The sequence below is a fragment of the Variovorax guangxiensis genome (assembly GCF_003952165.1).
Lineage (GTDB): Bacteria > Pseudomonadota > Gammaproteobacteria > Burkholderiales > Burkholderiaceae_C > Variovorax > Variovorax guangxiensis.
Window position 1 is genome coordinate 186,621 of sequence record NZ_RXFT01000003.1, and the last position, 24,594, is coordinate 211,214.

Genomic DNA, 24,594 nt, shown 5'->3' on the forward strand with positions numbered 1-24,594 from the left:
CGACCGAGGGCCCAAGCCCCCGCCCCGGCCGCTTCCAGCCCTACAGCGCCAGGAAGTGGTGCACCTCCGGCCTGCCGGGCCCGATATGGAAGCGCAGCGCCTCGCTCTGCAGGTCCGCGTCGGCATGCGACACGCGATGGTGCTGGCGCAGGTGCTCCGCCCAGGACTCGACCAGGAACCACTCCATCACCCGCTCCGGGTCGGCCGTGTGCTCGTGCACGCCCCAGGCATAGGCGCCGTCGCGGCGGCGTTCGAGCGACAGGCGCTTCATCGCCTGCAGGAAAGGCTCGCGGTCCTCCTTGCGGATGCGGTACTCGACCTGGATCATCACCGGCCCGCGGTCGTGCGCCACCGGCTCGGCCAGCAGCGGCTCTGGCCAGTGGTGCGAGGCCTGCAGGTCGGCCTCGCCGGCCGGCAGCCGCACGCGATGGAAGACGAGGCCCGCCACCACCAGCCCGACGGCGCCGGCCACCAGCGTCATCGGCACCCCGATCTGCTGCGCCACCAGGCCCCAGCCAAGGCTGCCGGCGGCCATCGCGCCGTTGAACACCGTCAGGTACACGGCCAGGCCGCGACCGCGCACCCAGTTCGGCAGGATCGACTGGGCCACGCTGTTGAGCGTGGTCAGCGCCACGATCCAGCCCAGGCCCAGCACCAGCAGCAGCGCCACCGCCAGCCACTTGGGCGGCGCGAAGACCAGGGCGCCCATCACCGCGGCGGTGAGCAGCGAGGCCAGCAGCATCATGCCGTCGGCGTCGAGCCGGGCGCGCAGCCGGGGCATCACCAGCGCGCCGCCGATGGCGCCGGCACCCACCGAGCCGAGCAGCACGCCGTAGAAGCCGGCCGAGCCGCCCAGCATCTGCCGCGCCACCAGCGGCAGCAGCGCCCACACTGAGCTCGCGAACAGGAAGAACACCGCCGCGCGCAGCAGCACCACGTGCAGCTCCTTGCTGGCGCGGGTGTAGCGCAGGCCGGCGCGGAAGGCACCGAGGAAGTTCTCCGAGAGCGCCGTGTCTTCCGCCGGCGGGCGCTTCCACCACAGCAGCGCCGCGATCACGAAGACGTAGCTCAGCACGTCCACGCCGTAGGTGGCGGCCGCGCCGAAGCTCGCGAGGATGAGCCCGCCCGCCGCCGGCCCGATGGAACGCGCGATGTTGATGCCCAGCGAGTTCAGCGCCACGGCGCCCTTCAGGTCGGAACGCGGCACCAGCTCGGGCACGATCGACTGCCAGGTCGGCCCCATCAACGCCGCGCCGATACCGCCCACGAAGGTCAGCGCGATCAGGTATTGCACGGTGAGCGCGCCGATGTGCGAGAGCACCAGCAGCGTGCCGCTGACCGCGGCGAGCACCAGTTGCACGAAGATCAGAAAGCGCCGCCGGTCGAGGATGTCCGACAGCACCCCCGCCGGAATCGCCAGCAGGAAGACCGGCAGCGTCGCCGCCGTCTGAATCAGCGCCACCGCCGTCGGGCTGGCCGACAGGTCGGTCACCAGCCACGAGCTGGCCACGTCGCGCATGAAGCTGCCGATGTTGCCGAGCACCGTGGCGGCCCAGAGCACCGCGAAGACCGGCTGGCGCAGCGGCGCGAAAGCGCCGGATTGCGCCGCGGGCGCGGTCGTGCCTTGCGAGGTTTCAGACATGTGCACGCTCCTTCAGGTCGTGCCAGGCGACGAGCAGGAAGCCGCCGACCAGGCCCAGATGCTCGAAGAAGGAGTTTGCCGCCATGAAGCGCTCCTGCCCCACCGGCATCTGCCAGAAGCGCAGCGCCACGAAGGTCGCCATCAGCGTGAATCCGCCGAGCGCCAGCGCGCCGAGCCAGCGCAGCCGGCCGGTGAGGATGAGCGCCGAGGCGCCCAGCTCCAGCACGATCACCGCCAGGGCCAGCGGCCCCGCGGGCGACAGGCCGAAGTGGTTCATTTCGGCCAGGGCCGCGTCGAAGTCCATCGCCTTGTTCAGGCCGCCCTGCAGGTAGGCGGCGCACAGCAGCAGCAAGGCGATCCAGCGCAGCAGGGGTGCGGTTGTCCAGCGCATCGTCATCTTCCTCACACCGCCCAGCAGGCGCAGCCGAGCGCGCCCCAGAAGCTCTTCAGGTCGCCAACGGGCAGCTTGCTGCTCCAGGCCGTGGCGTGGCTGTGGCCGTGCACGTTGCAGTTGTTGGCGCAGGCGCAGGACATCGCGGCGTTGCGCATTACTTTCTGCAGCGGCGCGCCCTCCTTCTTGTCGGCCCAGCCGGCATAGCCGCCGAAGGTGCGCGCGGGCGACCAGTCGGGCATGGCGGGCGGCACCGAGCCCTCGTCGTGCGACGCGAAGGGGCCGGCGCCCCAGACCACTTTGCCGCCCACCATGGTCAGCAGCGCGGTGGTGTCGGCGATGTCCGATTCGGGGCAGGCGAAGAAGTCGCGGTCGGGCACCACCAGGTCGGCGAGTTGGCCGGCCTGGATGCGGCCCTTCTTGCCCTCCTCGTTCGAGAACCAGGTGACGTTCTCGGTCCACATGCGCAGCGCCTGTTCGCGGTCGAGCAGGTTGCGCTGCGGCGTGATCTGCAGGCCGCCCACCGTCTTGCCCGTGACCAGCCAGGACAGCGACACCCACGGGTTGTACGAAGCCACCCGCGTCGCGTCGGTGCCGGCCGAGACCTTCAGGCCGCGCTCCAGCATGCGCTTGACCGGCGGCGTGGCCTCGGCTGCGGCGGCGCCGTAGCGCTCGACGAAGTATTCGCCCTGGTAGGCCATGCGGTGCTGCACGGCCACGCCGCCGCCGAGCGCAGCAATGCGGTCCATCGACTTCTCGGAAATGGTCTCGGCATGGTCGAAGAACCAGTTCAGGCCGGCCAGCGGGGTGTCCTTGTTGACCTTCTCGAACACGTCGAGCGAGCGGCTGATGGTTTCGTCGTAGGTGGCATGCATGCGCCAGGGCCAGCGGTTCTGCGCCAGGATGCGCACCACGCCTTCGAGGTCGCCTTCCATCTCGGGCGCCATCTCGGGACGCGGCTGGCGGAAGTCCTCGAAGTCGGCGGCCGAGAACACCAGCATCTCGCCCGCGCCGTTGTGGCGGAAGTAGTCGTCGCCCTGCTTGTATCTGGAGTTGGCGGTCCAGTTCAGGAAGTCGTCCTTCTCCTGCTTGGGCTTCTGCGTGAACAGGTTGTAGGCCAGGCGGATGGTGAGCTGGCCGTCGTCGGCCAGCTTGCGGATGACTTCGTAGTCGTCGGGGTAGTTCTGGTTGCCGCCGCCCGCGTCGATGGCGCCGGTCACGCCCAGGCGGTTGAGCTCGCGCATGAAGTGGCGCGTGGAGTTGAGCTGATAGTCGAAAGGCAGCTTCGGGCCCTTGGCCAGCGTGGCGTAGAGGATGGCCGCGTTGGGCTTGGCCAGCAGCAGGCCGGTGGGGTTGCCGGCGCTGTCGCGCACGATCTCGCCGCCGGGCGGCGCGGGCGTGTCCTTGGTGTAGCCCACGGCGCGCAGCGCGGCGCCGTTGAGCAGCGCGCGGTCGTACAGATGCAGGATGAACACCGGCGTGTCGGGCGCCACGGCGTTCAGCTCTTCGATGGTCGGCAGGCGCTTCTCGGTGAACTGGTGCTCGGTGAAGCCGCCCACCACGCGCACCCACTGCGGCGCGGGCGTGACTGCCACCTGCCGCTTGAGCATGCCCATGGCGTCGGCGAGGCTCCTCACGCCGTCCCAGCGCAGCTCCATGTTGTAGTTCAGGCCGCCGCGGATGATGTGCAGGTGGTTGTCGATCAGCCCCGGCAGCACGCGCTTGCCCTGCAGGTCGATCACGCAGGTGGCGCCGCCGGCCAGCGGCAGCACCTCTTCGGCGCGGCCGACGCGGGTGAAGCGGCCGTCCTTGATGGCTACGGCCTCGGCCACCGGGTTGGCGCGGTCCAGCGTGGTGAAGCGGCCGTTGTGCAGGATCAGGTCGGGGGTTTCGGTGTTGGTCATGTTGCTGGAAAGAGAGGCGACCGCGAGGCCGGGGGCTGCGAGGGTGGCGCCGATTGCTCCGAGGGAGCCGAGGACACGGCGGCGGCTGGGGTCTGCGGATGAGTTCATGCGTCGTGCCTGCCGGAGGACTGAGTTTCGGCGGTATTCACTACCGGTGACTGGGGTTGCACGCACTTCGGCAGATCGCCGAACACATGCGGCTTGACCTGGTGATGCAGCCACGAGGTGGCCGCCGCCTCGGGCTTGATCACGCTCTTGATGAGCGGCGGGATCTGCTCGCCGAGCAGGATTCCCAGAAGCCCCACCAGGGCGATGACCGGCGGCGCCGGCGAGCGCACCTGGAAGAGTGCGTAGATCACGCCGACCAGGAGGCCGAGCGCGAGCGAGAGGACATAGGGCTTCATGATCTCGTCGGCCTCGTGTCGTCGATCAACCCTCGTGGGCGCCGAACATGGTCTTGGCGTAGTTGATGCCGATACCGTAGGCGCCGCCCACCTTCTTCGCGATGCCGGTGGTCAGCTCGTAGGTTTCGCCGCGGGCCCAGTCGCGCTGCAGCTCGAGCAGATATTGCAGCGAGGTCATCGGCTGCGCGCCGGCCTGCACCATGCGCTCCATCGCGCGGTTGTGCGCCTCGGCCGACACGTCGCCGCAGGCGTCGGCGATCACGTACACCTCGAAGCCCTGGTCGAGTGCCGACAGCGCCGGGCCAACGATGCACACGCTGGTCCACAGGCCCGCCAGCACGATGCGCGGCTTGCCGATCTGGTTCACGCGCTCGATCACGGCGGCGTCTTCCCAGGTGTTCATCGAGGTGCGGTCCAGCATCTTCTGGCCCGGGAAGGCATCGGTGATCTCGCTGAACATCGGGCCCGAGAAGCTCTTCTCGGCCACCGTCGTGAGGATGGTCGACACGCCGAAGCCGGCCGCCGCCTGCGCCACCAGCGCGGCGTTGTTGCGCAGGTTCACGGCGTCGATCGAGTGCGTGGCGAAGGCCATCTGCGACTGGAAGTCGATCATCACCAGCGTGTGGTCGGAGGGGGTCAGCAGCTTGGAACCGGCGGTGGGGGTGGCTTTGATGGACATGTGAAAAACTCCTGCGGGTTGGTTGAATGTTCGATCTGATTCACAATTGCTTCCGGAGAGAAATCTCCTTGGCATGGAACGAATCATCGAGGCCATTGCGGTCGTCATCGACGAAACTTTTCATCGTCAATGATCGAATTTTTCGAACATTGCTTTTCCACCCTTTCTTCTTCACCCTCGCAGGCCACCGCATGCTCAAACTCAGCCTGGAAGCCATCGAGATCGTCGACGCCATCGCGCGCCACGGCTCCTTTGCCGCAGCCGCCTCGCATCTCAACAAGGTGCCCTCCACCATCTCCTACGCCGTGGGCAAGCTGGAAGAGCAGTTGGGCATGCTCCTCTTCGAGCGCAACGGCCCGCGCGTGAGCCTCACCGCCGCCGGCGAGGAAATGCTCAAGGAAGGCCGCTGGCTGCTCGGCGCCGCGAGCGACCTCGAATCGCGCATGCGCCAGATCGCCACCGGCTACGAGTCGGAGATCCGCCTGGTGCACGACTCGTTGATTCCCACGCAGGCCCTCATCGACGACATCCGCGCCTTCGAAGACCTGCGCTGCGGCACGCGGCTGCGCATCGGCTGCGAGGCGCTCACCGGCAGCTGGGAGGCGCTGCGCGAAGGCCGCGCCGACATCGTCATCGCCGCCGGCGATGGCCCGGCCGGCGGCGGCTACCAGGCCGTGACCGTGGGCAGCCTCGACTTCGCCTTCTGCGTCGCGCCCACGCACCCGCTCACGCGCCTGGGCCGGCCGCTGCAACGCGGCGACCTGCTGGAATGCAACGCCATCGTGGTGGGCGACAGCGCGCGCACGCTCTCGGAGCGCACCGTCGGCCTGCTGGCCGGCCAGCCGCGCATCACCGTCCCTTCGATGCCCGCGAAGATCGCCTGCCAGGTCGCCGGCCTCGGCCACGGCTTCCTGCCGCGCGCCTGCATCGTGAACGAGCTCAAGCGAGGCACGCTGGTCGAGCTGCCGACAGAAGAGCCACGCCCGCCCGAGGCCTTCTGGCTGGCGTGGAAGACCGGCGCGCAGGGGCAGGCGCTGCGCTGGTGGCGCGAGCGGATGAACCGCAAGCTGATACCGGCGCTGCTGCCGCGGTCGAGCTGAGACTTGGCCGACCTTAGGATTGCGCGATTCAAGGAAGAAAAGACGCCCGCATGAGCCACTGGAAAGCGCTGGAGCCGCTGATCGTCGAAGACGCCACGCGTGCACTGCGCGAACTGCTGAACCAGAACCCCGGCGAGCGGTTGTATGCGGTCGCCTTCAGCGGCATGTACCGTGAACTCGACGGCCCGATCTATCTGCCTGCACTCTCCGCCAACAGCGTGAGCGCCCGCGAGGACGAGGGCAGCGGCGACTTCTGGTCGGCCGAGTGGAACCCGGCCGACTGGCGCTGGGACGAGATCCAGTTCTCCAGCCCGGCCCTGGATGCGGCCGCCGACGCTGCCTGCGAGCTCACCCGCAACGAAACCCGCGAAGGCTGGCTGCTCGCCGAGCGGGAATGCATCGACATGCTCGTCTCGGCCGCGCGGAAACTCCGGGCCGCGCTGGGCGATGCGCCCCAGCTCACGCCGGACTTCGTGCTCTTCCTGCACGACGACGAGAACGGCCTCGACCTGGCGCGCCGCTGCATCGGCGATGCCGCGTTCCAGGCCCTTTTTCCGAAGGAAGCGATCGCGCAGCGGGAGCGCATGCGCGTCGCGTCCCTGCCCGTCGAAGAGCGGGTGGCCTGGCTTGTCGGGCGTCTCGGCCGCTTCGATGGCAAGCCGGTCGATGCCGAGGACGCGGAGCAATGGCTGATCGACATCGGCGCACCCGCCGTGCCGGCACTCGTCGAGCAACTGGCCCGACCGCGCGGCAGGTTCGGCAGCGAAGCCGCCAGGATGCTCGGGCGCATCGGTCTGGCGACGCCCGAGGTGCTGGACACGCTGCGCAAGAGGCTGCTCGCGCGCGGCGACAAGCCCACGCACGCCTGGTGCGCCGCGACGCTGGCGTACCTGGGCGACAGCGAATGGCTCTTCGGGCGGCTCGCCGAGTGGCGCGGCGAGCCCGAGCGGGCGGCAGTCGCCATCCGCGGGCTCTGCGCCCCGTATTCGTCCTTTCGCGACCCGACGCCCGCGGCCCTCGACTACCGGCAACTGGAAACCTTGCTCTCGGGCTCCGCGGCCGAAGTCGCCGTCGTGCACGACAAGCTCAAGCCCGGCAGCAGCTACTGCACGCTGCGCGCCGGGGAACTCGACGAGGCTCTGCGCGGCCTGGCTTCCCCGCACGCCTTAGTCCGCCGGCATGCGGCCAGCCTGCTGGACGAACGGGGACTGGGCGCCGAAGCCGGGGAGCGCATCCTGCCGGCGCTGGCCGATCGCCTCGCGCACGACGACGACGCCGACGTGCGCTGGCAAGCCGTTCGCGGCCTCATGGCGTGGAAGCGTGCGGCACTTCCGTGGCAGGCGCAGGTGCGGCACGCCGGCCTGCACGACGCCGACGAGCGCGTGCGCGAAGCCGCCCGGCAGTGCCTTGCCGATCAGGGCAGCGCCTGAAGGCGGGTGCGCTCAGCCCGCAGCGCGCAGCTTGTCCAGTGCCCGGTCGAGGAAAGCGAGCCGGTCCTGTCCCCAGAAGCGCTCGCCGTTCAGGATGAAGGTCGGCGCGCCGAACACGCCGGCCTCCACCGCCTCGGCGCTGTTGGCGCGGTAAATCGCCAGCACTTCGGCCGACTGCTCCATCGCCTGCAGCGAGGCGCCGTCGTAGCCGTTCTCGTCGGCCACGCAGATGCGCACCTCGGCCCTGGAGGTGTCGCGCTCCTCGGCCCACAGGGCGCGCAGCAGCGCGTGCGAGAGCGGCTGGGCATCGAGGCCCTGCAACTGGGCGGCGATCACCATCCAGCCGGGGTACTTGTTCCAGTTCGGATCGGTCGGCGCGCCCTTCGGGTAGTGCGCGGGCTCCAGGTTCATGGGCATGCCGAGGTAGTCACTCCAGCGCGCGAGTTCGAGCGCATGGTACGTGCGGCGCGGCTCGGGCCGGGTCTTCAGCGGGATGCCGCCGGTCTGCGGCACCACGGCCTGGAAGTCGTAGGGCTTGAGCGCGAGCCGCACGTGGTGGCGGCGCACGATGTCCTGGAGTTGCGGGCCGCCGAGGTAGGCCCAGGGAGAGGAGAGGCTGTAGTAGCAGTCGAGCGCGATCATGGCTTCGATTATCTTCAGCGCATGCCCGCCGATGCTGCAACTCTCCCCCTTCTCCCCTTGGGGTCGGCACAGGCAGCGGCGAAGCGATGAAGTTCCCGGCCTTTCTCTTCTCGCTGTTCCTCTCCAGGCTCGCCGACCAGATCCTGCTGTTCCTCGTGCCGCTGGTCGTGTTCCAGGTGACGCAGGACGTGGCGTGGTCGGGCTATGCCTTCGCGGCGGAGACGCTGCCGCGGTTCCTGTCGTTCCCGATCTGCGGCGCGCTGTGCGACAGGGTGTCGCCGCTCAAGCTGCTGCGCGGCAGCCAGATTCTTCGCGCGCTGGTCTGCGTGCTCGGCGTGCTGGCCAACGAGGCCATGGGCGGCATCGGCTGGCTGGTGGGCCTCTCGGCGGTGTGCGGCGTGCTCACCACCCAGGGCGTGATGGCGCGCGAAGTGATCCTGCCGCAGATCGCCAACGGCAACCGCTTCGACAAGGTGCTGGCGTATGCCCAGACCGCCGAGCAGACCGGCACCGTGCTCGGCCCGCTGGTGGCCGCGGCGCTGTTCGCGCTGTGGCCATGGCAGGCGGTGGTCGGCGCGGCGGCCGGTTTCTTCCTGCTGGCCGACGTCGCGACTTCGCACTGGCGCCGCGGCAACCCCATGCAGCTGCACGAACCGCAAGGCGAGGCGGGCCACATCCTGCGCCCCATCGCGACCGCGCTCGGCCACGTGCTGCGGCTGCCGGGCCTGCTGCGGCTGACCATGCTCACCTCGGGCGTGAACCTGATGCTCGGCACCACCCTCGCCTCATCCGCCGCGATGGTCACCGGGCTGCACCAGCGCTCGGCCACCTACTACGCGACGCTGCAGACCCTCGGGGCCGTGGCCAGCATCGCGATCCTGCTGGCGATCATCCGCGGATCGATCCCGCTCAAGCGCATGGGCGTCACCGCGTACGCGCTGGTCTTCGGCGGCGGCCTGCTCACCGCCGCGAGCACCAGCCACTGGGGCTATGCGGCCGGCTTCCTGCTCGTGGTCGGGTTCGACAAGATGTTCAGCATCTACATCCGCATCCACAGGCAGCGGATCATTCCGGCGCAGGACTACGGCAAGACCACCGGGGTGATCGTGCTGCTGAACAACCTGACGCAGCCGCTGGCGGGGCTGCTCGTGGGGGCATTTGCGGACTCGGTGCACGCGCGTGGGGTGATCTTTGCGCTGTGCATGGTGGTGGGAGGCATTGGCCTCGCCGCCGCCGTGGCGGCCAGCAGGAAGACCGACGCTACAACACCTTGACCGCGCGCCCGATGAACTGGATCGGCCCGGTCGGCCTGTCGATCGGCGAGCCGTTCTCGGGCTCCAGCGTGAGTTCGAACAGCTGGTTCGGCTCCAGCGGCGGCAGCTTGTCGATGGGAATGCGCAGCGTCTGGCCCTGCTTGACCAGCCCCAGCGACACCGGGCCGCGCCATTGATCGGCCTTGGTCCAGAACTGCAGCGTCTTCTGCGGCGGCACCTCGATCGTGCCCAGCGGCACCAGGCTCAGCTGGCGCGACGACGTGGTCTGGATCACCCAGCCGGGCGACTTGTCCTGCGGGGCGACCAGCACCACCATGTACTGCGGCGTGGGCAGCGGCCGGGTGACGAGCACCGCCACCATCAGCGCAGCGGCCGCAAAACCGCCCGCAGCCAGGCCGCGCCAGAGCTGAAGGTTGTTCCACCAGCTCGCGAAGCCCGATGCACGCGCCGGCTGCCCGGCCTTCGGTGCGGTGGCGGCAGCGCTGCCCAGCGTACGCTCGATGCGTGACCACAGTGCGGGTGAAGGATCGACCGGCGCCGCGAGCGAAGCCAGCGGCAGCAGGCGTGCCTCCCATGCCTGCACCGCCTCTCGCAGCGCGGGCTCGTCGCCCATGCGCGCTTCGACCGCCGCGCGTGCATTGGCCGACAGCGTGCCCAGCACGTACTCGCCGGCCAGCGCGTCGATTTCATCGAAGTTGCCGAGGCTGGAGGAAGCGGTGCCGCTGCTCATGCCATGCACTCCCGCAGCGCGCGCATGCCGCGCTGGATCCAGGCCTTGACCGTGCCCAGCGGCGTCTGCAGTCGCTCGGCGATTTCGCCGTGCGAGCAGCCTTCCACATACGCATAGAGGATGCAGTCGCGCCGCGCCGGCTCCAGCCCGCCCAGGCAGCTCTCGAGCCTGCCAAGGTCCGCGCGCAGCTCGAACGGATCGGCGGAGGTGGCGTAGGCCGCGAGCGCGGCCTGGTCGTCGATGGCCTCTGCCGCGTCTTCGCTCACGTCCACCTGGCGTGCGCCGCTGCGCACCATGTTCAGCGCGGCATTGCGCACCACGCTGTAGATCCAGCCCCGGCCCTCGCCGCGCGCCGGGTTGAAGGTTTCCGCGCGCTGCCAGATGCTGATGAAGGCGTCGTGCAGCACGTCTTCGGCCTGCTGGCGCTGGCGAACGATGCGCAGCGCCACGCCCAGCAGGTAGCGGCTCTCGCGCTGGTAGAGCTGCTGCAGGGCCTGACGGTCACCGCGTGCGCAGGCCATGAGAGCAGCGTCGTAGTCGAAGGGCGAAATGGGTGGCGGGTTCTGCACGGCCCGATGGTAGTGGAGCCCGCGGCCCCGCCGCCGAATCGCCCCCCGATCAGGACGCCTTCCAGAAGATGTAGTCGGCCTGGTACTGCACGATCTGCTTCTGGCCCTTGTTGGCCGGCGTGCAGGCCACCGTCGTGGGCGCCACGCCGCCCTGCAGCGCCACGCGCTGGATGTACGTGACGCCCGTCATCGCGCCATTGCCCATGGCCGGGTTGGCCTTCACCAGCTGGTATGGCAGGCTGGTCGGGCCCGAGGGCGCGACCGCCAGCTGCGTGGCCGTGAGCTTGGAGCCGTCGTTCGACTCCCAGGTGGCCGGCGGGCCGTAGTACTTGCCGACCTGCTTGCCGCTGCGGTCCAGCAGCTTGGCGTCGGGGCCGACGAACACCCACTCGGTCTGGCCCGGGGCATTGGCCTTGTCGCGGCATTCGTAGGTGATGTCGCCCTTGCCCACGGTTTCCATCGCGACCTTGTTGCCGGCCGGCACCTGGATGGTGGGGGGCAGGCTGGACTGGTTGAAGGCGGGAGTCATCGACATCGAGCCGCAGGCGGTGAGCACCGCGGCAGCGGCGGAAACAGCGCCGAGAACGGCGAGCGAACGGGCGGGACGGGAGGTGTGCATGGAATTTCTCCTGGGTTGTAGAAGGTCAGCAGCTCCTCGCTGCTGAGGGGTCTACACGGCAGGGGCGGGTTTGGATGCAGGGGGTGCGAAATTTTTTTCGAGGCGCACGTCTTTCATCGAATCAGAGCCGGATCGTGAAATGCGAGCAGTCGATTGACGATAGACAACAGTGTTTTCTATCTCTTCCACGTACACCTCCCGGGTCATCAACTCAGGGGGTATTGAATGGGCCGAGAAATTCGCAGCCTGCATCGAACGCACCGCACGGCGAGCTCATGTACTTGCTCCTTCCTCGGTAACGAATCTGAGAGGGGAGAGGCCGCCAGGCGTTCTTGGCGTGGACATCGAATTCTTGCCTGCATGTCCCCACGAATGCCCTTGTCAAAGAGACGATCCACTTTACAAACTACCGGCACCGCGGTGACGAAGCTCTTTGGGACCGCATGACTTCCCTCGATCGCGAGCTGACCAGCCGTAGTTCATCGGGAGCATTGCTGCGCGAACTCAGGTCCGGGGTGAAGTTTTCTATCCGAGCCAAGCGGCTTCTCATACTGACCCTGCTCACCGCTTGCGGCCACGTCGCTGCATGCCAGCGAATCATTCAGATCACTTTGACGTTTGCAGATGGTTCTGCCGAGCTCGACCAAGCCCAGATCGAGCGGCTGGCGGATTGGGTCAGTCGTGCCGACGCGATATTTGCAGTTTATGAAAGCGCCGGCGTAGAAGCAGGCGCGACTGTCAAGTTGCCGGGCAGAACACCGGAGGACGCGATGCGGCTCGCAAGAATGCGAGCCGAAAACACGACGCGTGCGTTGAAAGACCTCTTTCCCGGGCCCATCGAAGCCGAGCAGTTTTCGCATAGCTACCGAGAGAGAAAGAGTACGAACCTTGAAGTCAACGACTTCGCGGCAATACAGCTTTACCCGAACCCCAAGACCTCGAAGCTGCCTGGATGCAATCCCGGCCGGCCGGATGGTTTGGAGCGTTGATTCAAGGCGATTCGACCTGCCCTGCAGGCGACACCCCCCGGTTTGAAGCACGCCCCTGCGTGAAGGTGCCAGAAGTACTTAGCGATCGCAGCTGCGCTGGTGCTCAATCTTCTTCGCCATGCGCTCGTTCTCATGCTGCACGCACATGGACATGACCATCGGCTCGAGCGATCCGCCACCATAGGCCTTGGCGGCGCTGCGTTTGCAACCTCGATCGCGCTCGGCAGCCCAGCGGGCAATCCTGGCTTCAAGCCGGTCCTTGCAGGCCGGCACCTGCTCTACCTTGTTGGCGATAGCGTGTTGAAGAATCAGGTCCGCCTCGACAGCATCGCGGTACGCACAGATGTTCATTGCAGATTGACTGGCATCGCAGTTGGAGAGGAGGCCACGCAGTGCGTCTTCGGCCAGCCCGGAGCGATGCGCCGATGCAGCCACCACCTCTTCGGGGCTGGGGTGGTACTTCACCGGGGACGGAGATGCGGCCGCACCTTCAAAGGCGATCGGAACCGGCCTGCAATAGGGAAGGTCGACCTGCAAGGGGACGAGATCGATCGCAGCATAGTTGCCGCCCTTGAATGTCGATGAAGGCGGGCTGAGATGGGAGGCGACATGAATCGACTCTTTATTCAGAAGCGTGCGGAGCGCACGTTCCGTTTCCAAGGCTCTGCGACGCGCAAGCGCCTTGGCTCCATCGGCGGTCTCAGGAGCGATCCCATCGACCCTGACGCTCTCAAATTGCGGGAACTCCCTGCGCCATTTGTCGAGCCAACTGACCAACTTCAAGATCTCAGACCTCCCGAGGGTCGCGGAGTCCGCGGCAAACTCGAGGTCGATGGCAAATGCACGGGAGCATGCGTGGGCGGTATTCGCCAGCGACATGGCGATGAACAAGAAAAAGATTGATGCCCTCAACCGCATAGCTCACTCCCAAAGCGCCATAGCTTGCTGTGCCTTCGGTGTTCTTCAGTGCTCGCAGCGCATCTTCGAAATCGAAAACTCCAGCCAGCGTGAAAAATATGTAGCCGGTTGACGTTCGTCCACAGTGTCAACACGCGCATCCTTCTACAACTCCCCGACTCAACAAGGGAGGTTTCAGGATGATGCGCAGAGTTGTCTTGGTCGGTGATCCACCGGCTGCTGGTGGAAGGGTACTGCCCTACGACGGCCCGATGGTCGATTTCTTCGGGCATCGGCCCGCGCTGATTGGTGGGAGGGCCTACTGCGAAGGATGCAACAGTGTGGGCATCATCGCGAAGGCGGGAGGGCCACGGCGGCCGCAGTTCATATCGGAAATGGCATTGGAGGGAGATGTAGTGGTTTGCCACTGCCTCGAGCCGCAGCCGCTACTTTCCGTGTTGCGGCAGTCGGCGGAATATGACGATGAGGACTGGCGTGCGAGCGGAACCATGCCCAGCCTGGCAGCGCTGGGGGTCATGGAGTCCACGACCTCCGACTTGGAGACGGCTGCGTTTAAGAAAATTGTCGATGAGGGTGTCACGCATCCGCCTGAGGCCGAGCAGACAGAGAACATCTGCCCAAACATGACCAACAAGGCATTCGCCACATTGATGATGAAGTTGCGAGACATGGCAGTCGACTACATCGCAAAGCAACGCCTCCCCGAACTGGAGCGGTGGGACGAGAAAGCCCAGGCCCGCGTGATGACATGGTTTGGAATTGCTGACCAGGGCACACGTGAACACCTGCACAAAGGCTTGATTGCATGCGTTCGCGTACTGCGAGGATTGGAGCCGAAGAATTTTGTGCGCTTTACGGCAGGTGGCAAGCTACTCACCTGCGTTTTGGACAACGGGGTGGGTACCGTAGCCGCGGTATGCAAGCCAGACGTCGCGACTCACACCATTGCGATTGCGCTGCCGTTCTGCGAATTCGAGAGCGACCACCGAATCATCTTCGGTACGGACAAAGTCCGCGATGGCGACTCCCGACTCCTGACCCTGATTCACGAAGTCACGCACTTCGACGACACCTTCAGCTCGAACGACACTTGGTACGGAACTGCCAAATCAAGAGCGCAAGTCAACAGCCAGAATCTCGACGCACTTCGGGTCAATGCGGACAGCATTGCCGCTTACATTCTCGGCGTGGATTCGAAGGCTTCGAAATGAAAAGATACCGGCAAACCTTTCCGAGATACCTCCTTGCATCTCTTGCCGTCCTGCTTGTGCCAGCCACATGGGCTTGCAGCCCGAGCCGAAGCATCGGCGTCGTGTTCGAGCGGAACTCGGCAACCGTTCCGGCCAAGGAGGTTCTCAAGCTTGCCAATTGGACGGCCATGCTCCGATTGCAGTATCCAAATCGCGAATCGCTTTTTCTTTCCACGCAAGCGGCATTCGGCGAGCACGACGCGAGCAATCTAGGGGTGAAACGCGCCAGGAATGTCGCAAGAGTTCTCAAGGAAGACTTGCAATTTGACGTGCGGGAAGTCGAACTCCCCACCAAGGGGTATGTCGCCGCCATACCGGCCCCTGAAGGAAGCGACATGGTGAAGCGCGTCGACATCGACTTCCTTCCAGCCTGCCCGCACGAATGCCCATGCCAGAAGGGTGACCCTCTCTACAAACCGCAGGTTCCGCAATGACAAGGGCAGAGGCGATGCCCTTCAGGAAGTCCAGGTACAGCCTAATACTCATCGTACTCGCCGCGCTCTTCTCAGCTACAACGCCGGCCCGGGCCGATGGCACTGTCAGTTTCGAACAGGACGTGCTACCTCTGATCAAAGCCAGGCCAGCATTCGAGAAGTTTCTTCTCGGGACACTCAAGGTCACGGATGCCGGCTCGGGTACACGCATCTCCGAACAAGCGATGCCGCACCTGGGAGGTGCCCGCATGGGGCCTTACGAGTTCAAGGCGACTTGGCATGGACCCGATGGCGACGTTCCGGTCACGCTCATCATCGACACCAACACCAAATTTTTCGACAGGGCCGGCCGCGAGATCAGGAACGGCAGCCTGAAGCAGGCAGTCAGCGTGAAAGAAACGTTCGACTCCATCGAGATCGAGCAACCTCGTTGAGCACCGCAGCCGCATGAAATACCTCAACGCCATCATCCCTCTTGCCTGCGCCCTGGTGCCCACATGGACCCTCGCTTGCTCATTCGGCGGCCTCGAACAAGACGTTCAGTTCGCCCCCGCAAGCACGCATCTCGAATCGCGGCAGGTCGTCGCGCTGACGAACTGGTTTGTCGAGCAGCAGAACCCGAAAAGGGCGACCGGAGGCATCTACCGTGCCGACATCTATGCCGGCGCCATCAAGGACGATGCCGCTTCGTTGAAGAAAGCGAACCTCCGGCTTGCCGAGATCGCCGATCTATTGAAAACCTTGAGCACCACGGCCTCCGTCGAAGTGCAAGGGCACATCGATGAGTTCGAAAGCCAGGCGATAAGGCACCCGGAGCGTCTGGATGTTCTGAACGCAACCGTTCAACCCGCGTGCGCCAAAACAGTCTCGTGCTGCAAATGGTCAGAAGGACCTGCAGCGTCGCCCAAGCAGCAGTAAGCCGATGCACCGACGAATTCTCTGGGCTTTGGCCGCCATCCTCGCTGCGGGGCAAGCAACGGCATGCAGCTACATCGTGGCAACTCAGATCAGCTTTGAGAGCGGCTCTGCGGATCTGGACCGATCGCAGATCATCAAGCTCTCGGAGTGGCTGAACCGTTCCTACGCAGTCTTTCCCACGTACACGGGCGCAGGAGTAGAAACCGGGGCTTTCGGAGCCGTTCCCAGCGAGGCTAAGGCGTTGGCTGAACTGCGTGCGGCCAACACAGTGAGAGCGCTGCGCGCGTTGCTGCGCGCCGACCTTCCTGTGGAGACGCACTCCCAGGCATACCGCTCTCCAAAGAGCCCATTCGGCGAGAGCAACGATTTCGCTTCAATTCACCTCTATCCCGACGTTGAGGGACTGACGCTACTGAACTGCCGTCCGGCCCAAGCCCCGACGCCGAGCGTTGACGCAAAGGCCTCACCGTGAACAACCATCGGCGCAACGTGCTTGGATGCCTGAGCGTGCTGGCATGGTTCCTGACGATGCCGGCTGTATTCGTAGCCGTTGGGGCCTTGGACCAGCGCAAGTTCCAGTCGATCTCTGACAACATCGCGCCGATCATCGCCACGATTCTCTTTGCGTGGGCGATCTGGATTTACTGGCGCTTCGTTCCGGGCGCTCCCCGGATCTGGCAGCGAATCGGCTATCTGGCTGCTTTCCTGATGGGGATGTGTCTGCTGGGGGTGAGCGCAATGTGGGTGACCTTCTGGGTCATGATGGCGATCCACGGTGCTTAGCGGACGTACACCTGCACCAGACCGCCGAGGTATTCAGGACGGGGAGCAATTTCGGAAGCCATCTGGAACATCAACATGCAAGATCGATTAGCCGCAAGGACGATATGCACGAACTGATTGAGCGGTGGCACAAATTTGCCGGGCAGTCCAAAGAGGAAATTGCCGCCCAGTTCAATGACGAGACCCGCGCGCTCTTCGCGGAGTTTTTTACGAAGAGCTTCCATGACACCGGCCCTCAAGGTGCCCGATGGGCCTCGGCTGATGAATTTGCACAGTACGTTCTTGAACTCAGAGCCAACGAGAGGGCTTGGTCACGATACCTGGGTGACACCATCCTTCGAGCGCACGATCTCATGGAGGAAGGCCGGCTGGACGAGGCCAAGCAGGAATTGCGCACCTTCCAGGATATTTGTCCGTGGATCTTCTTTGCAGGCGTCGCCGAAACACAGTTGCAGAGCTTGCCCGACTAACCTATGCCCCTTCTCTTGCGCTACTCCCGCCTTCCGCTTTTCTGCCTGATGGCGCTCAGTTCTCTGGTGCACGCTGGAGATAAAAATTGCGATCTGGCAGCCCCGCCAAAAAGCGCCGCCATCAACAGCGTCCACGGGTACTTCATATTCATGTTCCCCCGGAGCATCGCCTCGAACTACACCGGCTGCCGAACCATCTGGGGTGAGCGAGGAGAGGTGTTCATGACGGTGAAGTACGAGAACGGCCTCCCCTACACCCTGACGCAGTTCAATCCTGAAGATCGCAAGCCCGTACTTGAGTGCCGGTACAACAACAAGACGTTGAAGACAGCGCGGAAAGGTTGCCCGTCCTATGCGCGGATGGTTGAAGACGCCGCAAGAGAATGGCCATCCGTGGAAGAGAGCCAGCTGCTGCCTCTGCCAAGACCGGAGCAAGATCCGCGCAGAGATTGAGCCGGAGGCGTTGGCCTCAAGAGCACCTCACCCCACGGGACAAGGCATCGCCAACTGCGTCTCCGGCGCAACCGCCGCCCCCATCAAAGCTCATTGCAATAGCAACTGACAGGCGCCCCAGCCAGCTCACCCGCCATCGTGTCCCAAGCACCGGACGCCACCACGCCCGCGATATGAGCCTCATGCTTGCTCCGTGACTCCCACGACTCGACCAGCGTGAACACGCAGTCGTTGTCGGCGCGCCCGAACAGTTGCACGCCACGGCACCCATCCGCCGATGGCAGCGACTGCTTGACCTGCTGCATGAGTTCGGCGAACGCGGATGCGCGCTCGGGCTTGGCTTCGAAAGTGATGATGACGTTGATCGGGTTCATGAGAATTTCTTTGTCGTTTGCTTGAAGAAAAAGGCAGACGGCAGGTTAGCCAGCGCCCTCCCCCGCGCCAAGGCGCGAAGCTGCGAAGAAATTGACCATGGCTGCGAAAGACGCAGCCGCCCCCACGTCGGTGAGTCAATCAGTCAGTCAAGCAATCAGCCCGACTGAACGCGCCGCACGTACTCGGCCGGCGTTGCCTCGAAGCGCCTGCGAAACGCGCGATTGAAATGCGCCGCGCTCTCGAACCCCACCTTCGCAGCCGCATCGCCGGGCCGCAGCCCCTCGCCCAGCATCAGCGTGCGCGCCTCTTCCAGGCGCAGGTCGCGAATGCAGCGCATCGGCGTGACTCCGGCCACCTCGCGAAAACTGTGCGCGAAGTGCGAAGGGCTCATATGCACGTGGCTGGCAATCTCGGCCACCGACAGTGGCCGGCCCAGATGGCGGCGCATGAAGGCGATGGCCGTCTGTATGCGTGCACCGGCCTTGGTAACAGCGCCCGCACTGCGAATGGCGGCCGCGGCCTCGGAGCGCAGCAGCCGCAGCACGATTTCTTCGACCGTCAGCGGCGCGAGCGTGCGGCGATCGACCGGGTCGTCGGCCGACAGCAGCAGGCGGGCGAAGGCTTCAACCACCTCCTGCCCCACCGCAGCCGTGAAGTTCTCGGTCACACGGGCGGGCTCGGCCAGCGTGCCGCTTTCTGCCAGCGCGACAAAAGACTTCACCAGCATGTCGGGCGGCAGGTCGAGATGAATCGCGAGGTACGGATGCTCGGCGCTCGCCTCAACGACCGTGCCGAGGCATGCGACCTCGGCCCCGAGCACCAGGCACTGCGTGGCGCCGTAGTCGAGCGAACGACCGTCGCCACCGAGGTGCGCGGTCTTGCGGCCCTGCAAGACCACCACCACGCCCGGCGTGAGGCGCTGGGTTTTCTCGTAGCGCACCGGACGCGAGAACCGGTAGCAGCGCAGCCCCGGATACAGCGCGTCGATGCGGCCGTCCGCAGGGGTTCGCGCCGCGACCATGTCGCGCAGACGGGCCCAGGCGGCGCTGGCAATGGCCTCGGGCTTGTTGTCGGCGACGGGCGCGGCTGGCATCGGCTTTGTTGTGGGGAGAAGAAGAGAAAGAAGAAAACAAGCGCGATGCGCAGCGTTGCCGGTCGGCCGGCGCGTGCCCGTTGCCGGGGTGCGCGGCTGGCGCTATTTATTGAGTGCTGTCGACGTTCTGTCGCAGCGCTTCGCGCACTGCGCTGGTGGCGCCGTTGACGGTATCGATGCGCGCCGTCAGCGCATCGTTGAGCACACCGAGCAAGGCGCTCAGCTCGGTGCGGCTGGGGGTGAGCTCCTCGCTGTCGTTCAGGGCGCTGGTGTCGACGAGCTTCCTGAGCGCGGCGTAGGCGCGCATTACGTCGTTGAGGGTGTCGGCGTCGTCGCAGGCTTGTAGGGCGAGGTCGTCGAGGGTGGAGGATGTGGATCGAGCGCTCGACTGCGCTGACGCGGATGCAGATTCAGCCATGTATGGCCTCCCAGAACTTCGGTTTTGCAACAACCGCCGCAACCGCTTCCAAACGATGGCGGCAGCTCGAACGGGTTGGAAGACCGGGAAGCTCTGACGAGAACCGGCAAGGCTCGCGCCTTCCCGTTCGAGCCGCCAAAACTGGAGGCGCAAACAGAAAAGCCGCAGACCATGTGCGGTGTTGCGGCTTTCGTCGCAGAACTTCGACGGGCTTCCAAACCCGGTCGCGCCTTTTGGCACGACAAAGCAGTATATCTAGCAGCGATCTCGATAACCTAGTGGTTCGAGCAAATAGCGTGCAGGAATTTCCGCACTACGCCAATTCCATAGGGGCCGAAGCATAGAGAAAGCCCCTCCCAGTGCCGGGATGCGGCACGTGATCTCCAGCAAGTGCCAAGTACTTAGTGGGCACTGGTGCGACCACTTCTGAGACTGGACATCCACGGCGACGTCGAACAGCCAGACGAGGTGTTTCGCGTACCGGCTTATCAAAGAATTGCTCTCGCATAGCACGGGCCAGAATTTCCCCAAGAAGGCTAGGTACGGCATTACCTATTTGACGTTGCACCTCGGTACGGCCGCCAGTAATCACGATGTCTTTCGGGAAGGTCTGCAGCCGCGCCAATTCTTGAGCACTCAGCTTCCTATTTGTCCAATGAAAAGGGCCCGTTGCAGGGCCTGGTTGAGCCTGAATCGTCCAAGCGGGTCGATCCTTAGCGAGTTTCAATAGGAAATTCCAGTAGCGACGTCGCCAACCAAAAAGCGGCTCACCGCCCATGCGGTCGGTATGCCAGAGATAATTCATACCCTCCGGGATTGATGGCAGAAGATCCGCCCATTTCCCTGAGATTGCCAAATCCTCATCAGTTCGAGGCACCGATCCTCCAATCGCATCCCACGCCGTCATCCATCGTTCCACCCCTGCTGCCTTGTTGCCAACTTCAGCATGAGTCGGGGATGGCGTCACAAAGCGTCTCCCATCCCGCGAGGCAATCACAAACACACGCGTGCGAGTCTGAGGAACGCCATAGTCAGCAGCGTTGAGCGTAATGACTACCGGTCGGTATCTTGATTTTGTGGAAGCATTAATTCGCTCTACCGCCGCCAACAACAGCTTCAGCCCTTCATCTTTTCCACTAAAGCCTAGGCCCTCAACATTCTCAAGAAGAAATGCCTTTGGCCGAACTTCCTCCAGCACACGCAGGTACCCAGATAAGGTACTGGCGCGAGGGTCATCCAGGCGAAGACTACTACCGTTCTTCCACCAGCCGCTCTTTGAAAATGGCTGGCATGGCGGCCCTCCGATGAGAACGTCCACGGCACCTGCGCGGAGGCCTCCAGCCTTGAGAATCTCTTTAGTTGGAGTGTCCAAGAGATCTGCTTCTAGGACGGGCCAGTTGCGGCTAGCACGCAAACTCTTGCAGCACTGATGATCAAACTCGAGCGCGACTCGAGTCTCGAAACCGGCGGCTTCGAAGCCATAGTCCAAGCCCCCGACTCCGGTAAATAAACTAAGGACTGACAGTTGAGTTGTCACTGTTTTGCTACCGCTCGAAAAACATCTACGGGATCCATTGCCCACCCTGTACCAACCTTCAAGTTGTTCTGAATACGACCGACACACTTCCCATGAGCAGGAAGACTTGATGTCAGCGCGAACCGAAATTCCCATCGCTCAGTGATTGAATGAAGGCAGGCAGCCAAGATATTGAAATCGTCAGGGCGGTAGTACCGGGAACACGGATCACTCTTCGAGGCTCGAGTCCTCTGGAAATCAACCCTTGGTGTTCCATCACTGGTAGTAGTACGCAGCGCGTTCTTGCATTCAATGAGCATCGGCTCGCTTCCCCTATACCGAAGAGTGATATCTGGCTTGCCTTCTTCATCGAGCCTTTTGCAGTCCTCCACACCCGGCACGCTGGAGAGCAAGCGCTCCAGATGGTGCTCCGCGACCCAACCTCTCACCGCCATCTTTAGCCGACGGGCTCCTTGGATTAGGTCAAGAATGGCTTCACCGGAAAGTTCGAGTTCAGTGGCAAGCGTGTGAGGCGTCACAGCAGCACGAAGTACTGGGTTTCCCAGAAATTGCTCCGCCAAGAGCTGACGATGCCCGGGGTCAAGTCCAAGTGCGAGTCGTTCGAATCGCACAAGATCTGCCACCCTACGCTTAGTCACGCCGACGAGCACTTCAACCGGCTCGCCGTCCCTCTTCGAGCTATCACGTTCCCAAGCATGCCAAGCATTCCTCTGCACAGCTTCGACATGACTTCGCTTGAATTCGAGACTGATGAACATCTTCGTCCCGTCATGCAGAACGGGGTCCGCAGCCACCACGACTTCTCGCTCTAAGTCGACACCAACAAAAATCGTTGTTATCAATCGCGAAGGATCGCGTTCAAGAGGCAAGATGGCTTTGGGGTCACTCCCATACTTGATCTGAAAACGATGCTCGTCCTGAGGGCGATTCAGGGTCTCCTTGGAGTTCGCAAGGAACGCATAAACAAGCACGCCATGCCGCTCGCCGAGTTCGGTCTCATAGACGATCAAGAAAGGAGCGTGGTCTGGCTCGCTTGCCCAAAGCACTGCACATCCGCCGAGAGTTAGCCCCTCTATCAAGAAGTTCAGCAACTTTGCCTTTGAGGCTCGTTGAACACCCCACTTTTTGTAATCGAACTCAAGCATGGGCGAAGTAAGACTGGCAGAGTTTTCGGAGGAAGAAACTGGATGAATTTACAGTATAGAGGTAAGTGCCTGCCGTATTTTTTCACACGCTCAGTCGCCCTAAGAAATATGTGCCAGAGCAGCAACACGAACCAAAGCCGGGCGCAATCCATGGGATGAGCCAGCATTTGTCATTGCACCAGCATTTAACAAACCTCATCTGCTGGATTGGCGCACCTGCTGCTTTAGAACACTACTCGCATCTTGCGATATTTGCATTCCGAGCAACTATCTTCTGCCCCATCCCCCATTTATCCGCAAAGATAACCGCAAGACACTCCTCCCCATCCAAGAAGGAGTGCCCTCATGCCCATCGCCCTACTAGCGCTAACCCTCAGCGCCTTCGCCATCGGAACGACAGAGTTCGTCATCGTTGGCCTCATCCCCACAGTCGCTGCCGACCTCAACATCGGCTTCCCCTCCGCCGGCCTGCTGGTCAGCCTCTATGCACTGGGCGTCGCCATCGGCGCGCCGGTGCTCACCGCGCTCACGGGCAAGCTGCCACGCAAGGCGCTGCTGCTCGGGCTGATGGCGCTGTTCACGCTCGGCAATCTGCTGGCGTGGCAGGCGCCGAGCTATGAGTCGCTGATTGCCGCCCGCGTGCTCACGGGGCTGGCGCACGGGGTGTTCTTCTCCATCGGCTCGACGATTGCCACCGGCCTGGTGCCGAAGGAAAAGGCGGCGAGCGCCATCGCGATCATGTTCACGGGCCTCACGGTGGCGCTGGTCACGGGCGTGCCGCTGGGTACGTTCATCGGGCAGCACTTCGGCTGGCGCGAGACTTTCCTGGCGGTGTCTGCCCTGGGCGTGATCGCGTTCATCGGCAGCTGGGTCTTCGTGCCCGGCAACATCCGCCACACGCCGCCGGCCTCGCTGGCGCAGCAGGCGAAGGTGCTGGCCGAGCCGCGTCTGCTGCTGGTGTATGCGAAGACGGCCATCGGCTATGGCGGCTCGTTCATTCCGTTCACGTTTCTCGCGCCGATCCTCACGGAGGTGTCGGGCTTCAGCGCCGGCGCCGTGGGCTGGGTGATGCTGGTTTACGGCGTTTCGGTGGCGGTGGGCAACATCTGGGGCGGCAAGCTGGCCGACCGCAAGGGCCCGATTCCGGCGCTGAAGATCATCTTCGCGCTGCTGGCCGCGGTGCTGCTGCTGTTCAACTTCGCGGCGCCGCACAAGTGGCTGGCGCTGCTGGCGGTGCTGATGTGGGGCGCGGTGGCGTTCGGCAACGTGCCTGGCCTGCAGGTGTACGTGGTGAAGCAGGCCGAACGCTTCACGCCGCAGGCGGTCGACGTGGCCTCGGGCCTGAACATCGCGGCCTTCAACCTGGGCATTGCCGGTGCGGCCTGGGCCGGGGGGCTGATCGTGACGCACCTGGGGCTGATGCACACGCCGTGGATCGGTGCGCTGGTGGTGCTGGTGTCGCTGGCCCTCACGCAATGGAGCGGCACGCTCGACCGCCGCGCAGGCATTCCGGTGCGCGCCTCGGGGCCCGTGCCGGTCGGGCACTGAACTTCTTTCCTCCTCTCTTTCCTTTCTGAACTCACAAGGACAAACCATGAACACGAACAATCCCATTCCCGCCTTCGGCCTCGGCACCTTCCGCCTGAAGGGCCAGGTGGTCATCGACTCGGTGAAGAACGGCCTCGACGTGGGCTACCGCGCCATCGACACGGCGCAGATCTACGGCAACGAGGCCGAGGTGGGCCAGGCGATCGCCGAAAGCGGCGTGGCCCGCGAGAGCCTCTTCATCACCACCAAGATCTGGACCGACAACTACGCCAAGAGCAAGCTGGTGCCCAGCCTGAAGGAAAGCCTCGCGAAGCTGCGCACAAACCAAGTCGACCTGACGCTGATCCACTGGCCCTCGCCCGGCAACGCGGTGCCGGTGGCCGAGTTCATGGGCGCGCTGGCCGAGGCCAAGGCGCAGGGGCTCACCAGGCACATCGGCGTGTCGAACTTCAACATCGCGCTGATGAAGGAAGCCATCGCGGCCGTGGGCGCGCAGAACATCGCCACCAACCAGATCGAGCTGCACCCCTATCTGCAGAACCGGAAGGTGGCCGAGTTCGCGAAGAGCGCGGGCATCCACATCACGTCTTACATGACGCTGGCCTACGGCAAGGTGCTCAACGCCCGGTCGTCGAGGCGATTGCCAAGGCGCGCAACGCCACCGCCGCACAGGTGGTGCTGGCGTGGGCGATGCAGCTGGGCTACGCGGTGATTCCGTCGTCCACCAGGCGCGCGAACCTCGAAGGCAACCTGAAGGCGCTGCAGCTGAAGCTGACGGACGCTGAGATGGCGCAGATCGCGGCGCTCGACCGCAATGAGCGGCTCACAGACCCGGCCGGTCTGTCGCCGGCCTGGGACTGAACTCCCTTCACGCTTGCT

At 64.4% G+C, this 24,594-nt stretch carries 29 protein-coding genes and 1 pseudogene; 15 read left to right on the plus strand and 15 right to left on the minus strand.

All coding sequences use genetic code 11. The annotated features are described in order from the left end of the window. Positions 1-40: 40 nt before the first annotated feature. The 5 genes from EJP67_RS09300 to EJP67_RS09320 form a co-directional block, all read right to left on the minus strand. On the minus strand, positions 41-1,642 hold the full coding sequence (locus tag EJP67_RS09300) for an MFS transporter (protein ID WP_126021430.1): 1,602 nt from the start codon (positions 1,640-1,642) through the stop codon (positions 41-43). After that, positions 1,635-2,033: a DoxX family protein gene (locus EJP67_RS09305; RefSeq protein ID WP_126021431.1), complete on the minus strand. Its 399-nt coding sequence runs from the start codon at positions 2,031-2,033 to the stop codon at positions 1,635-1,637. The genes EJP67_RS09300 and EJP67_RS09305 overlap by 8 nt, the downstream gene beginning before the upstream one ends. Positions 2,034-2,044: 11 nt before the next feature. After that, a complete protein-coding gene (locus tag EJP67_RS09310; protein WP_126021704.1) occupies positions 2,045-3,937 on the minus strand; it encodes an amidohydrolase in 1,893 nt (630 codons plus the stop codon). Between the two features lie 104 nt (positions 3,938-4,041). Beyond that, positions 4,042-4,341 carry a DUF1427 family protein gene (locus EJP67_RS09315; RefSeq protein ID WP_126021432.1) on the minus strand — a complete coding sequence of 100 codons (300 nt, stop codon included), beginning with the start codon at positions 4,339-4,341 and terminating at the stop codon, positions 4,042-4,044. Between the two features lie 25 nt (positions 4,342-4,366). Further along, on the minus strand, positions 4,367-5,020 hold the full coding sequence (locus EJP67_RS09320) for a hydrolase (RefSeq protein ID WP_126021433.1): 654 nt from the start codon (positions 5,018-5,020) through the stop codon (positions 4,367-4,369). A 191-nt stretch (positions 5,021-5,211) separates the two neighbouring features. Here EJP67_RS09320 and EJP67_RS09325 point away from each other — a divergent pair, with 191 nt between their 5' ends. Both EJP67_RS09325 and EJP67_RS09330 read left to right on the plus strand, forming a co-directional pair. Beyond that, entirely contained in the window at positions 5,212-6,120 is a 909-nt protein-coding gene (locus EJP67_RS09325) for a LysR family transcriptional regulator (RefSeq protein ID WP_126021434.1), read from the plus strand. A 50-nt stretch (positions 6,121-6,170) separates the two neighbouring features. Continuing rightward, positions 6,171-7,550: a DUF4303 domain-containing protein gene (locus EJP67_RS09330; RefSeq protein ID WP_126021435.1), complete on the plus strand. Its 1,380-nt coding sequence runs from the start codon at positions 6,171-6,173 to the stop codon at positions 7,548-7,550. 12 nt (positions 7,551-7,562) lie between these two features. Here EJP67_RS09330 and EJP67_RS09335 read toward each other — a convergent pair whose 3' ends face one another. Next, positions 7,563-8,192 carry a 2-hydroxychromene-2-carboxylate isomerase gene (locus EJP67_RS09335; protein ID WP_126021436.1) on the minus strand — a complete coding sequence of 210 codons (630 nt, stop codon included), beginning with the start codon at positions 8,190-8,192 and terminating at the stop codon, positions 7,563-7,565. Positions 8,193-8,278: 86 nt separating this feature from the next. Here EJP67_RS09335 and EJP67_RS09340 point away from each other — a divergent pair, with 86 nt between their 5' ends. Continuing rightward, entirely contained in the window at positions 8,279-9,466 is a 1,188-nt protein-coding gene (locus EJP67_RS09340; RefSeq protein ID WP_126021437.1) for an MFS transporter, read from the plus strand. Here the strand turns inward: EJP67_RS09340 and EJP67_RS09345 are convergent. The 3 genes from EJP67_RS09345 to EJP67_RS09355 form a co-directional block, all read right to left on the minus strand. Next, on the minus strand, positions 9,453-10,196 hold the full coding sequence (locus EJP67_RS09345) for an anti-sigma factor (RefSeq protein ID WP_126021438.1): 744 nt from the start codon (positions 10,194-10,196) through the stop codon (positions 9,453-9,455). The two genes, EJP67_RS09340 and EJP67_RS09345, sit on opposite strands and share 14 nt — an antisense overlap. Beyond that, positions 10,193-10,717, minus strand: coding sequence for a sigma-70 family RNA polymerase sigma factor (locus EJP67_RS09350; RefSeq protein ID WP_240650596.1), 525 nt, complete (start codon positions 10,715-10,717; stop codon positions 10,193-10,195). Before EJP67_RS09350 ends, EJP67_RS09345 begins: the two co-directional genes overlap by 4 nt. A 97-nt stretch (positions 10,718-10,814) precedes the next feature. Next, positions 10,815-11,384: a DUF3455 domain-containing protein gene (locus EJP67_RS09355; protein ID WP_126021440.1), complete on the minus strand. Its 570-nt coding sequence runs from the start codon at positions 11,382-11,384 to the stop codon at positions 10,815-10,817. 443 nt (positions 11,385-11,827) lie between these two features. Between EJP67_RS09355 and EJP67_RS09360 the strand changes: the two genes are divergently transcribed. After that, positions 11,828-12,373, plus strand: a complete 546-nt coding sequence (locus EJP67_RS09360; protein WP_126021441.1) for a hypothetical protein — start codon at positions 11,828-11,830, stop codon at positions 12,371-12,373. Positions 12,374-12,451: 78 nt separating this feature from the next. Here EJP67_RS09360 and EJP67_RS33900 read toward each other — a convergent pair whose 3' ends face one another. Next, positions 12,452-13,264 carry a lysozyme inhibitor LprI family protein gene (locus EJP67_RS33900; RefSeq protein WP_240650573.1) on the minus strand — a complete coding sequence of 271 codons (813 nt, stop codon included), beginning with the start codon at positions 13,262-13,264 and terminating at the stop codon, positions 12,452-12,454. Here EJP67_RS33900 and EJP67_RS33580 point away from each other — a divergent pair. From EJP67_RS33580 to EJP67_RS09405, 9 genes are all read left to right on the plus strand, one after another. Then, positions 13,257-13,403, plus strand: coding sequence for a hypothetical protein (locus tag EJP67_RS33580; RefSeq protein ID WP_165909591.1), 147 nt, complete (start codon positions 13,257-13,259; stop codon positions 13,401-13,403). The genes EJP67_RS33900 and EJP67_RS33580 overlap by 8 nt on opposite strands. Before the next feature lie 67 nt (positions 13,404-13,470). Then, a complete protein-coding gene (locus EJP67_RS09370) occupies positions 13,471-14,502 on the plus strand; it encodes a M35 family metalloendopeptidase (RefSeq protein WP_126021442.1) in 1,032 nt (343 codons plus the stop codon). Positions 14,503-14,603: 101 nt separating this feature from the next. Continuing rightward, positions 14,604-14,975 (plus strand): hypothetical protein, encoded by a 372-nt coding sequence (locus EJP67_RS09375; protein ID WP_126021443.1) that lies wholly within the window; start codon positions 14,604-14,606, stop codon positions 14,973-14,975. After that, positions 14,972-15,409 (plus strand): hypothetical protein, encoded by a 438-nt coding sequence (locus EJP67_RS09380; protein ID WP_165909592.1) that lies wholly within the window; start codon positions 14,972-14,974, stop codon positions 15,407-15,409. The genes EJP67_RS09375 and EJP67_RS09380 overlap by 4 nt, the downstream gene beginning before the upstream one ends. 13 nt (positions 15,410-15,422) lie before the next feature. Beyond that, the gene (locus EJP67_RS09385) at positions 15,423-15,893 is read left to right on the plus strand and encodes a hypothetical protein (protein ID WP_126021445.1); all 471 of its coding nucleotides are present in this window, start codon (positions 15,423-15,425) and stop codon (positions 15,891-15,893) included. A gap of 28 nt (positions 15,894-15,921) precedes the next feature. Beyond that, positions 15,922-16,365 carry a hypothetical protein gene (locus tag EJP67_RS09390; RefSeq protein ID WP_126021446.1) on the plus strand — a complete coding sequence of 148 codons (444 nt, stop codon included), beginning with the start codon at positions 15,922-15,924 and terminating at the stop codon, positions 16,363-16,365. Then, positions 16,362-16,676, plus strand: a complete 315-nt coding sequence (locus tag EJP67_RS09395; protein WP_126021447.1) for a hypothetical protein — start codon at positions 16,362-16,364, stop codon at positions 16,674-16,676. Before EJP67_RS09390 ends, EJP67_RS09395 begins: the two co-directional genes overlap by 4 nt. A gap of 104 nt (positions 16,677-16,780) precedes the next feature. Further along, positions 16,781-17,146: a hypothetical protein gene (locus tag EJP67_RS09400; RefSeq protein WP_126021448.1), complete on the plus strand. Its 366-nt coding sequence runs from the start codon at positions 16,781-16,783 to the stop codon at positions 17,144-17,146. A 15-nt stretch (positions 17,147-17,161) separates the two neighbouring features. After that, positions 17,162-17,599 carry a hypothetical protein gene (locus EJP67_RS09405; protein WP_126021449.1) on the plus strand — a complete coding sequence of 146 codons (438 nt, stop codon included), beginning with the start codon at positions 17,162-17,164 and terminating at the stop codon, positions 17,597-17,599. Positions 17,600-17,682: 83 nt separating this feature from the next. Here the strand turns inward: EJP67_RS09405 and EJP67_RS09410 are convergent, their stop codons facing one another. The 5 genes from EJP67_RS09410 to EJP67_RS33795 all read right to left on the minus strand — a co-directional run bounded on the left by EJP67_RS09410 (position 17,683) and on the right by EJP67_RS33795 (position 22,167). Next, positions 17,683-17,973 (minus strand): putative quinol monooxygenase, encoded by a 291-nt coding sequence (locus EJP67_RS09410; RefSeq protein WP_126021450.1) that lies wholly within the window; start codon positions 17,971-17,973, stop codon positions 17,683-17,685. Between the two features lie 155 nt (positions 17,974-18,128). Continuing rightward, positions 18,129-19,067, minus strand: a complete 939-nt coding sequence (locus EJP67_RS09415) for an AraC family transcriptional regulator (protein ID WP_126021451.1) — start codon at positions 19,065-19,067, stop codon at positions 18,129-18,131. Between the two features lie 106 nt (positions 19,068-19,173). Continuing rightward, the gene (locus EJP67_RS09420) at positions 19,174-19,485 is read right to left on the minus strand and encodes a hypothetical protein (protein ID WP_126021452.1); all 312 of its coding nucleotides are present in this window, start codon (positions 19,483-19,485) and stop codon (positions 19,174-19,176) included. A gap of 313 nt (positions 19,486-19,798) precedes the next feature. Next, entirely contained in the window at positions 19,799-21,109 is a 1,311-nt protein-coding gene (locus EJP67_RS09425) for a DNA cytosine methyltransferase (RefSeq protein WP_276312243.1), read from the minus strand. Beyond that, positions 21,019-22,167 (minus strand): hypothetical protein, encoded by a 1,149-nt coding sequence (locus tag EJP67_RS33795; protein WP_206169472.1) that lies wholly within the window; start codon positions 22,165-22,167, stop codon positions 21,019-21,021. Before EJP67_RS33795 ends, EJP67_RS09425 begins: the two co-directional genes overlap by 91 nt. 345 nt (positions 22,168-22,512) lie before the next feature. On the opposite strand from EJP67_RS33795, the gene EJP67_RS09430 reads away from it, so the two are divergent. Together EJP67_RS09430 and dkgB are read left to right on the plus strand one after the other, a co-directional pair. Beyond that, positions 22,513-23,715 carry an MFS transporter gene (locus tag EJP67_RS09430; RefSeq protein ID WP_126021454.1) on the plus strand — a complete coding sequence of 401 codons (1,203 nt, stop codon included), beginning with the start codon at positions 22,513-22,515 and terminating at the stop codon, positions 23,713-23,715. Between the two features lie 46 nt (positions 23,716-23,761). Beyond that, a pseudogene (dkgB, locus tag EJP67_RS09435) lies at positions 23,762-24,576 on the plus strand (2,5-didehydrogluconate reductase DkgB). Positions 24,577-24,594: the final 18 nt, after the last annotated feature.

What these genes read in the sequence shown, in the direction of transcription:
- EJP67_RS09400 (WP_126021448.1), top strand. Translation starts at nt 16,781, where the DNA reads ATGCACGAACTGATTGAGCGGTGGCACAAATTTGCCGGGCAGTCCAAA.
- EJP67_RS09330 (WP_126021435.1), top strand. Translation starts at nt 6,171, where the DNA reads ATGAGCCACTGGAAAGCGCTGGAGCCGCTGATCGTCGAAGACGCCACG.
- EJP67_RS09380 (WP_165909592.1), top strand. Translation starts at nt 14,972, where the DNA reads ATGACAAGGGCAGAGGCGATGCCCTTCAGGAAGTCCAGGTACAGCCTA.
- EJP67_RS09320 (WP_126021433.1), bottom strand. Translation starts at nt 5,020, where the DNA reads ATGTCCATCAAAGCCACCCCCACCGCCGGTTCCAAGCTGCTGACCCCC.
- EJP67_RS09415 (WP_126021451.1), bottom strand. Translation starts at nt 19,067, where the DNA reads ATGCCAGCCGCGCCCGTCGCCGACAACAAGCCCGAGGCCATTGCCAGC.
- EJP67_RS09355 (WP_126021440.1), bottom strand. Translation starts at nt 11,384, where the DNA reads ATGCACACCTCCCGTCCCGCCCGTTCGCTCGCCGTTCTCGGCGCTGTT.
- EJP67_RS33580 (WP_165909591.1), top strand. Translation starts at nt 13,257, where the DNA reads ATGAACAAGAAAAAGATTGATGCCCTCAACCGCATAGCTCACTCCCAA.
- EJP67_RS09340 (WP_126021437.1), top strand. Translation starts at nt 8,279, where the DNA reads ATGAAGTTCCCGGCCTTTCTCTTCTCGCTGTTCCTCTCCAGGCTCGCC.
- EJP67_RS09370 (WP_126021442.1), top strand. Translation starts at nt 13,471, where the DNA reads ATGATGCGCAGAGTTGTCTTGGTCGGTGATCCACCGGCTGCTGGTGGA.
- EJP67_RS09325 (WP_126021434.1), top strand. Translation starts at nt 5,212, where the DNA reads ATGCTCAAACTCAGCCTGGAAGCCATCGAGATCGTCGACGCCATCGCG.
- EJP67_RS09430 (WP_126021454.1), top strand. Translation starts at nt 22,513, where the DNA reads ATGCCCATCGCCCTACTAGCGCTAACCCTCAGCGCCTTCGCCATCGGA.
- EJP67_RS33795 (WP_206169472.1), bottom strand. Translation starts at nt 22,167, where the DNA reads ATGCTTGAGTTCGATTACAAAAAGTGGGGTGTTCAACGAGCCTCAAAG.
- EJP67_RS09410 (WP_126021450.1), bottom strand. Translation starts at nt 17,973, where the DNA reads ATGAACCCGATCAACGTCATCATCACTTTCGAAGCCAAGCCCGAGCGC.
- EJP67_RS09310 (WP_126021704.1), bottom strand. Translation starts at nt 3,937, where the DNA reads ATGACCAACACCGAAACCCCCGACCTGATCCTGCACAACGGCCGCTTC.
- EJP67_RS09350 (WP_240650596.1), bottom strand. Translation starts at nt 10,717, where the DNA reads ATGGCCTGCGCACGCGGTGACCGTCAGGCCCTGCAGCAGCTCTACCAG.
- EJP67_RS09420 (WP_126021452.1), bottom strand. Translation starts at nt 19,485, where the DNA reads ATGGCTGAATCTGCATCCGCGTCAGCGCAGTCGAGCGCTCGATCCACA.
- EJP67_RS09335 (WP_126021436.1), bottom strand. Translation starts at nt 8,192, where the DNA reads ATGATCGCGCTCGACTGCTACTACAGCCTCTCCTCTCCCTGGGCCTAC.
- EJP67_RS09300 (WP_126021430.1), bottom strand. Translation starts at nt 1,642, where the DNA reads ATGTCTGAAACCTCGCAAGGCACGACCGCGCCCGCGGCGCAATCCGGC.
- EJP67_RS09360 (WP_126021441.1), top strand. Translation starts at nt 11,828, where the DNA reads ATGACTTCCCTCGATCGCGAGCTGACCAGCCGTAGTTCATCGGGAGCA.
- EJP67_RS09345 (WP_126021438.1), bottom strand. Translation starts at nt 10,196, where the DNA reads ATGAGCAGCGGCACCGCTTCCTCCAGCCTCGGCAACTTCGATGAAATC.
- EJP67_RS09385 (WP_126021445.1), top strand. Translation starts at nt 15,423, where the DNA reads ATGAAATACCTCAACGCCATCATCCCTCTTGCCTGCGCCCTGGTGCCC.
- EJP67_RS09315 (WP_126021432.1), bottom strand. Translation starts at nt 4,341, where the DNA reads ATGAAGCCCTATGTCCTCTCGCTCGCGCTCGGCCTCCTGGTCGGCGTG.
- EJP67_RS09305 (WP_126021431.1), bottom strand. Translation starts at nt 2,033, where the DNA reads ATGCGCTGGACAACCGCACCCCTGCTGCGCTGGATCGCCTTGCTGCTG.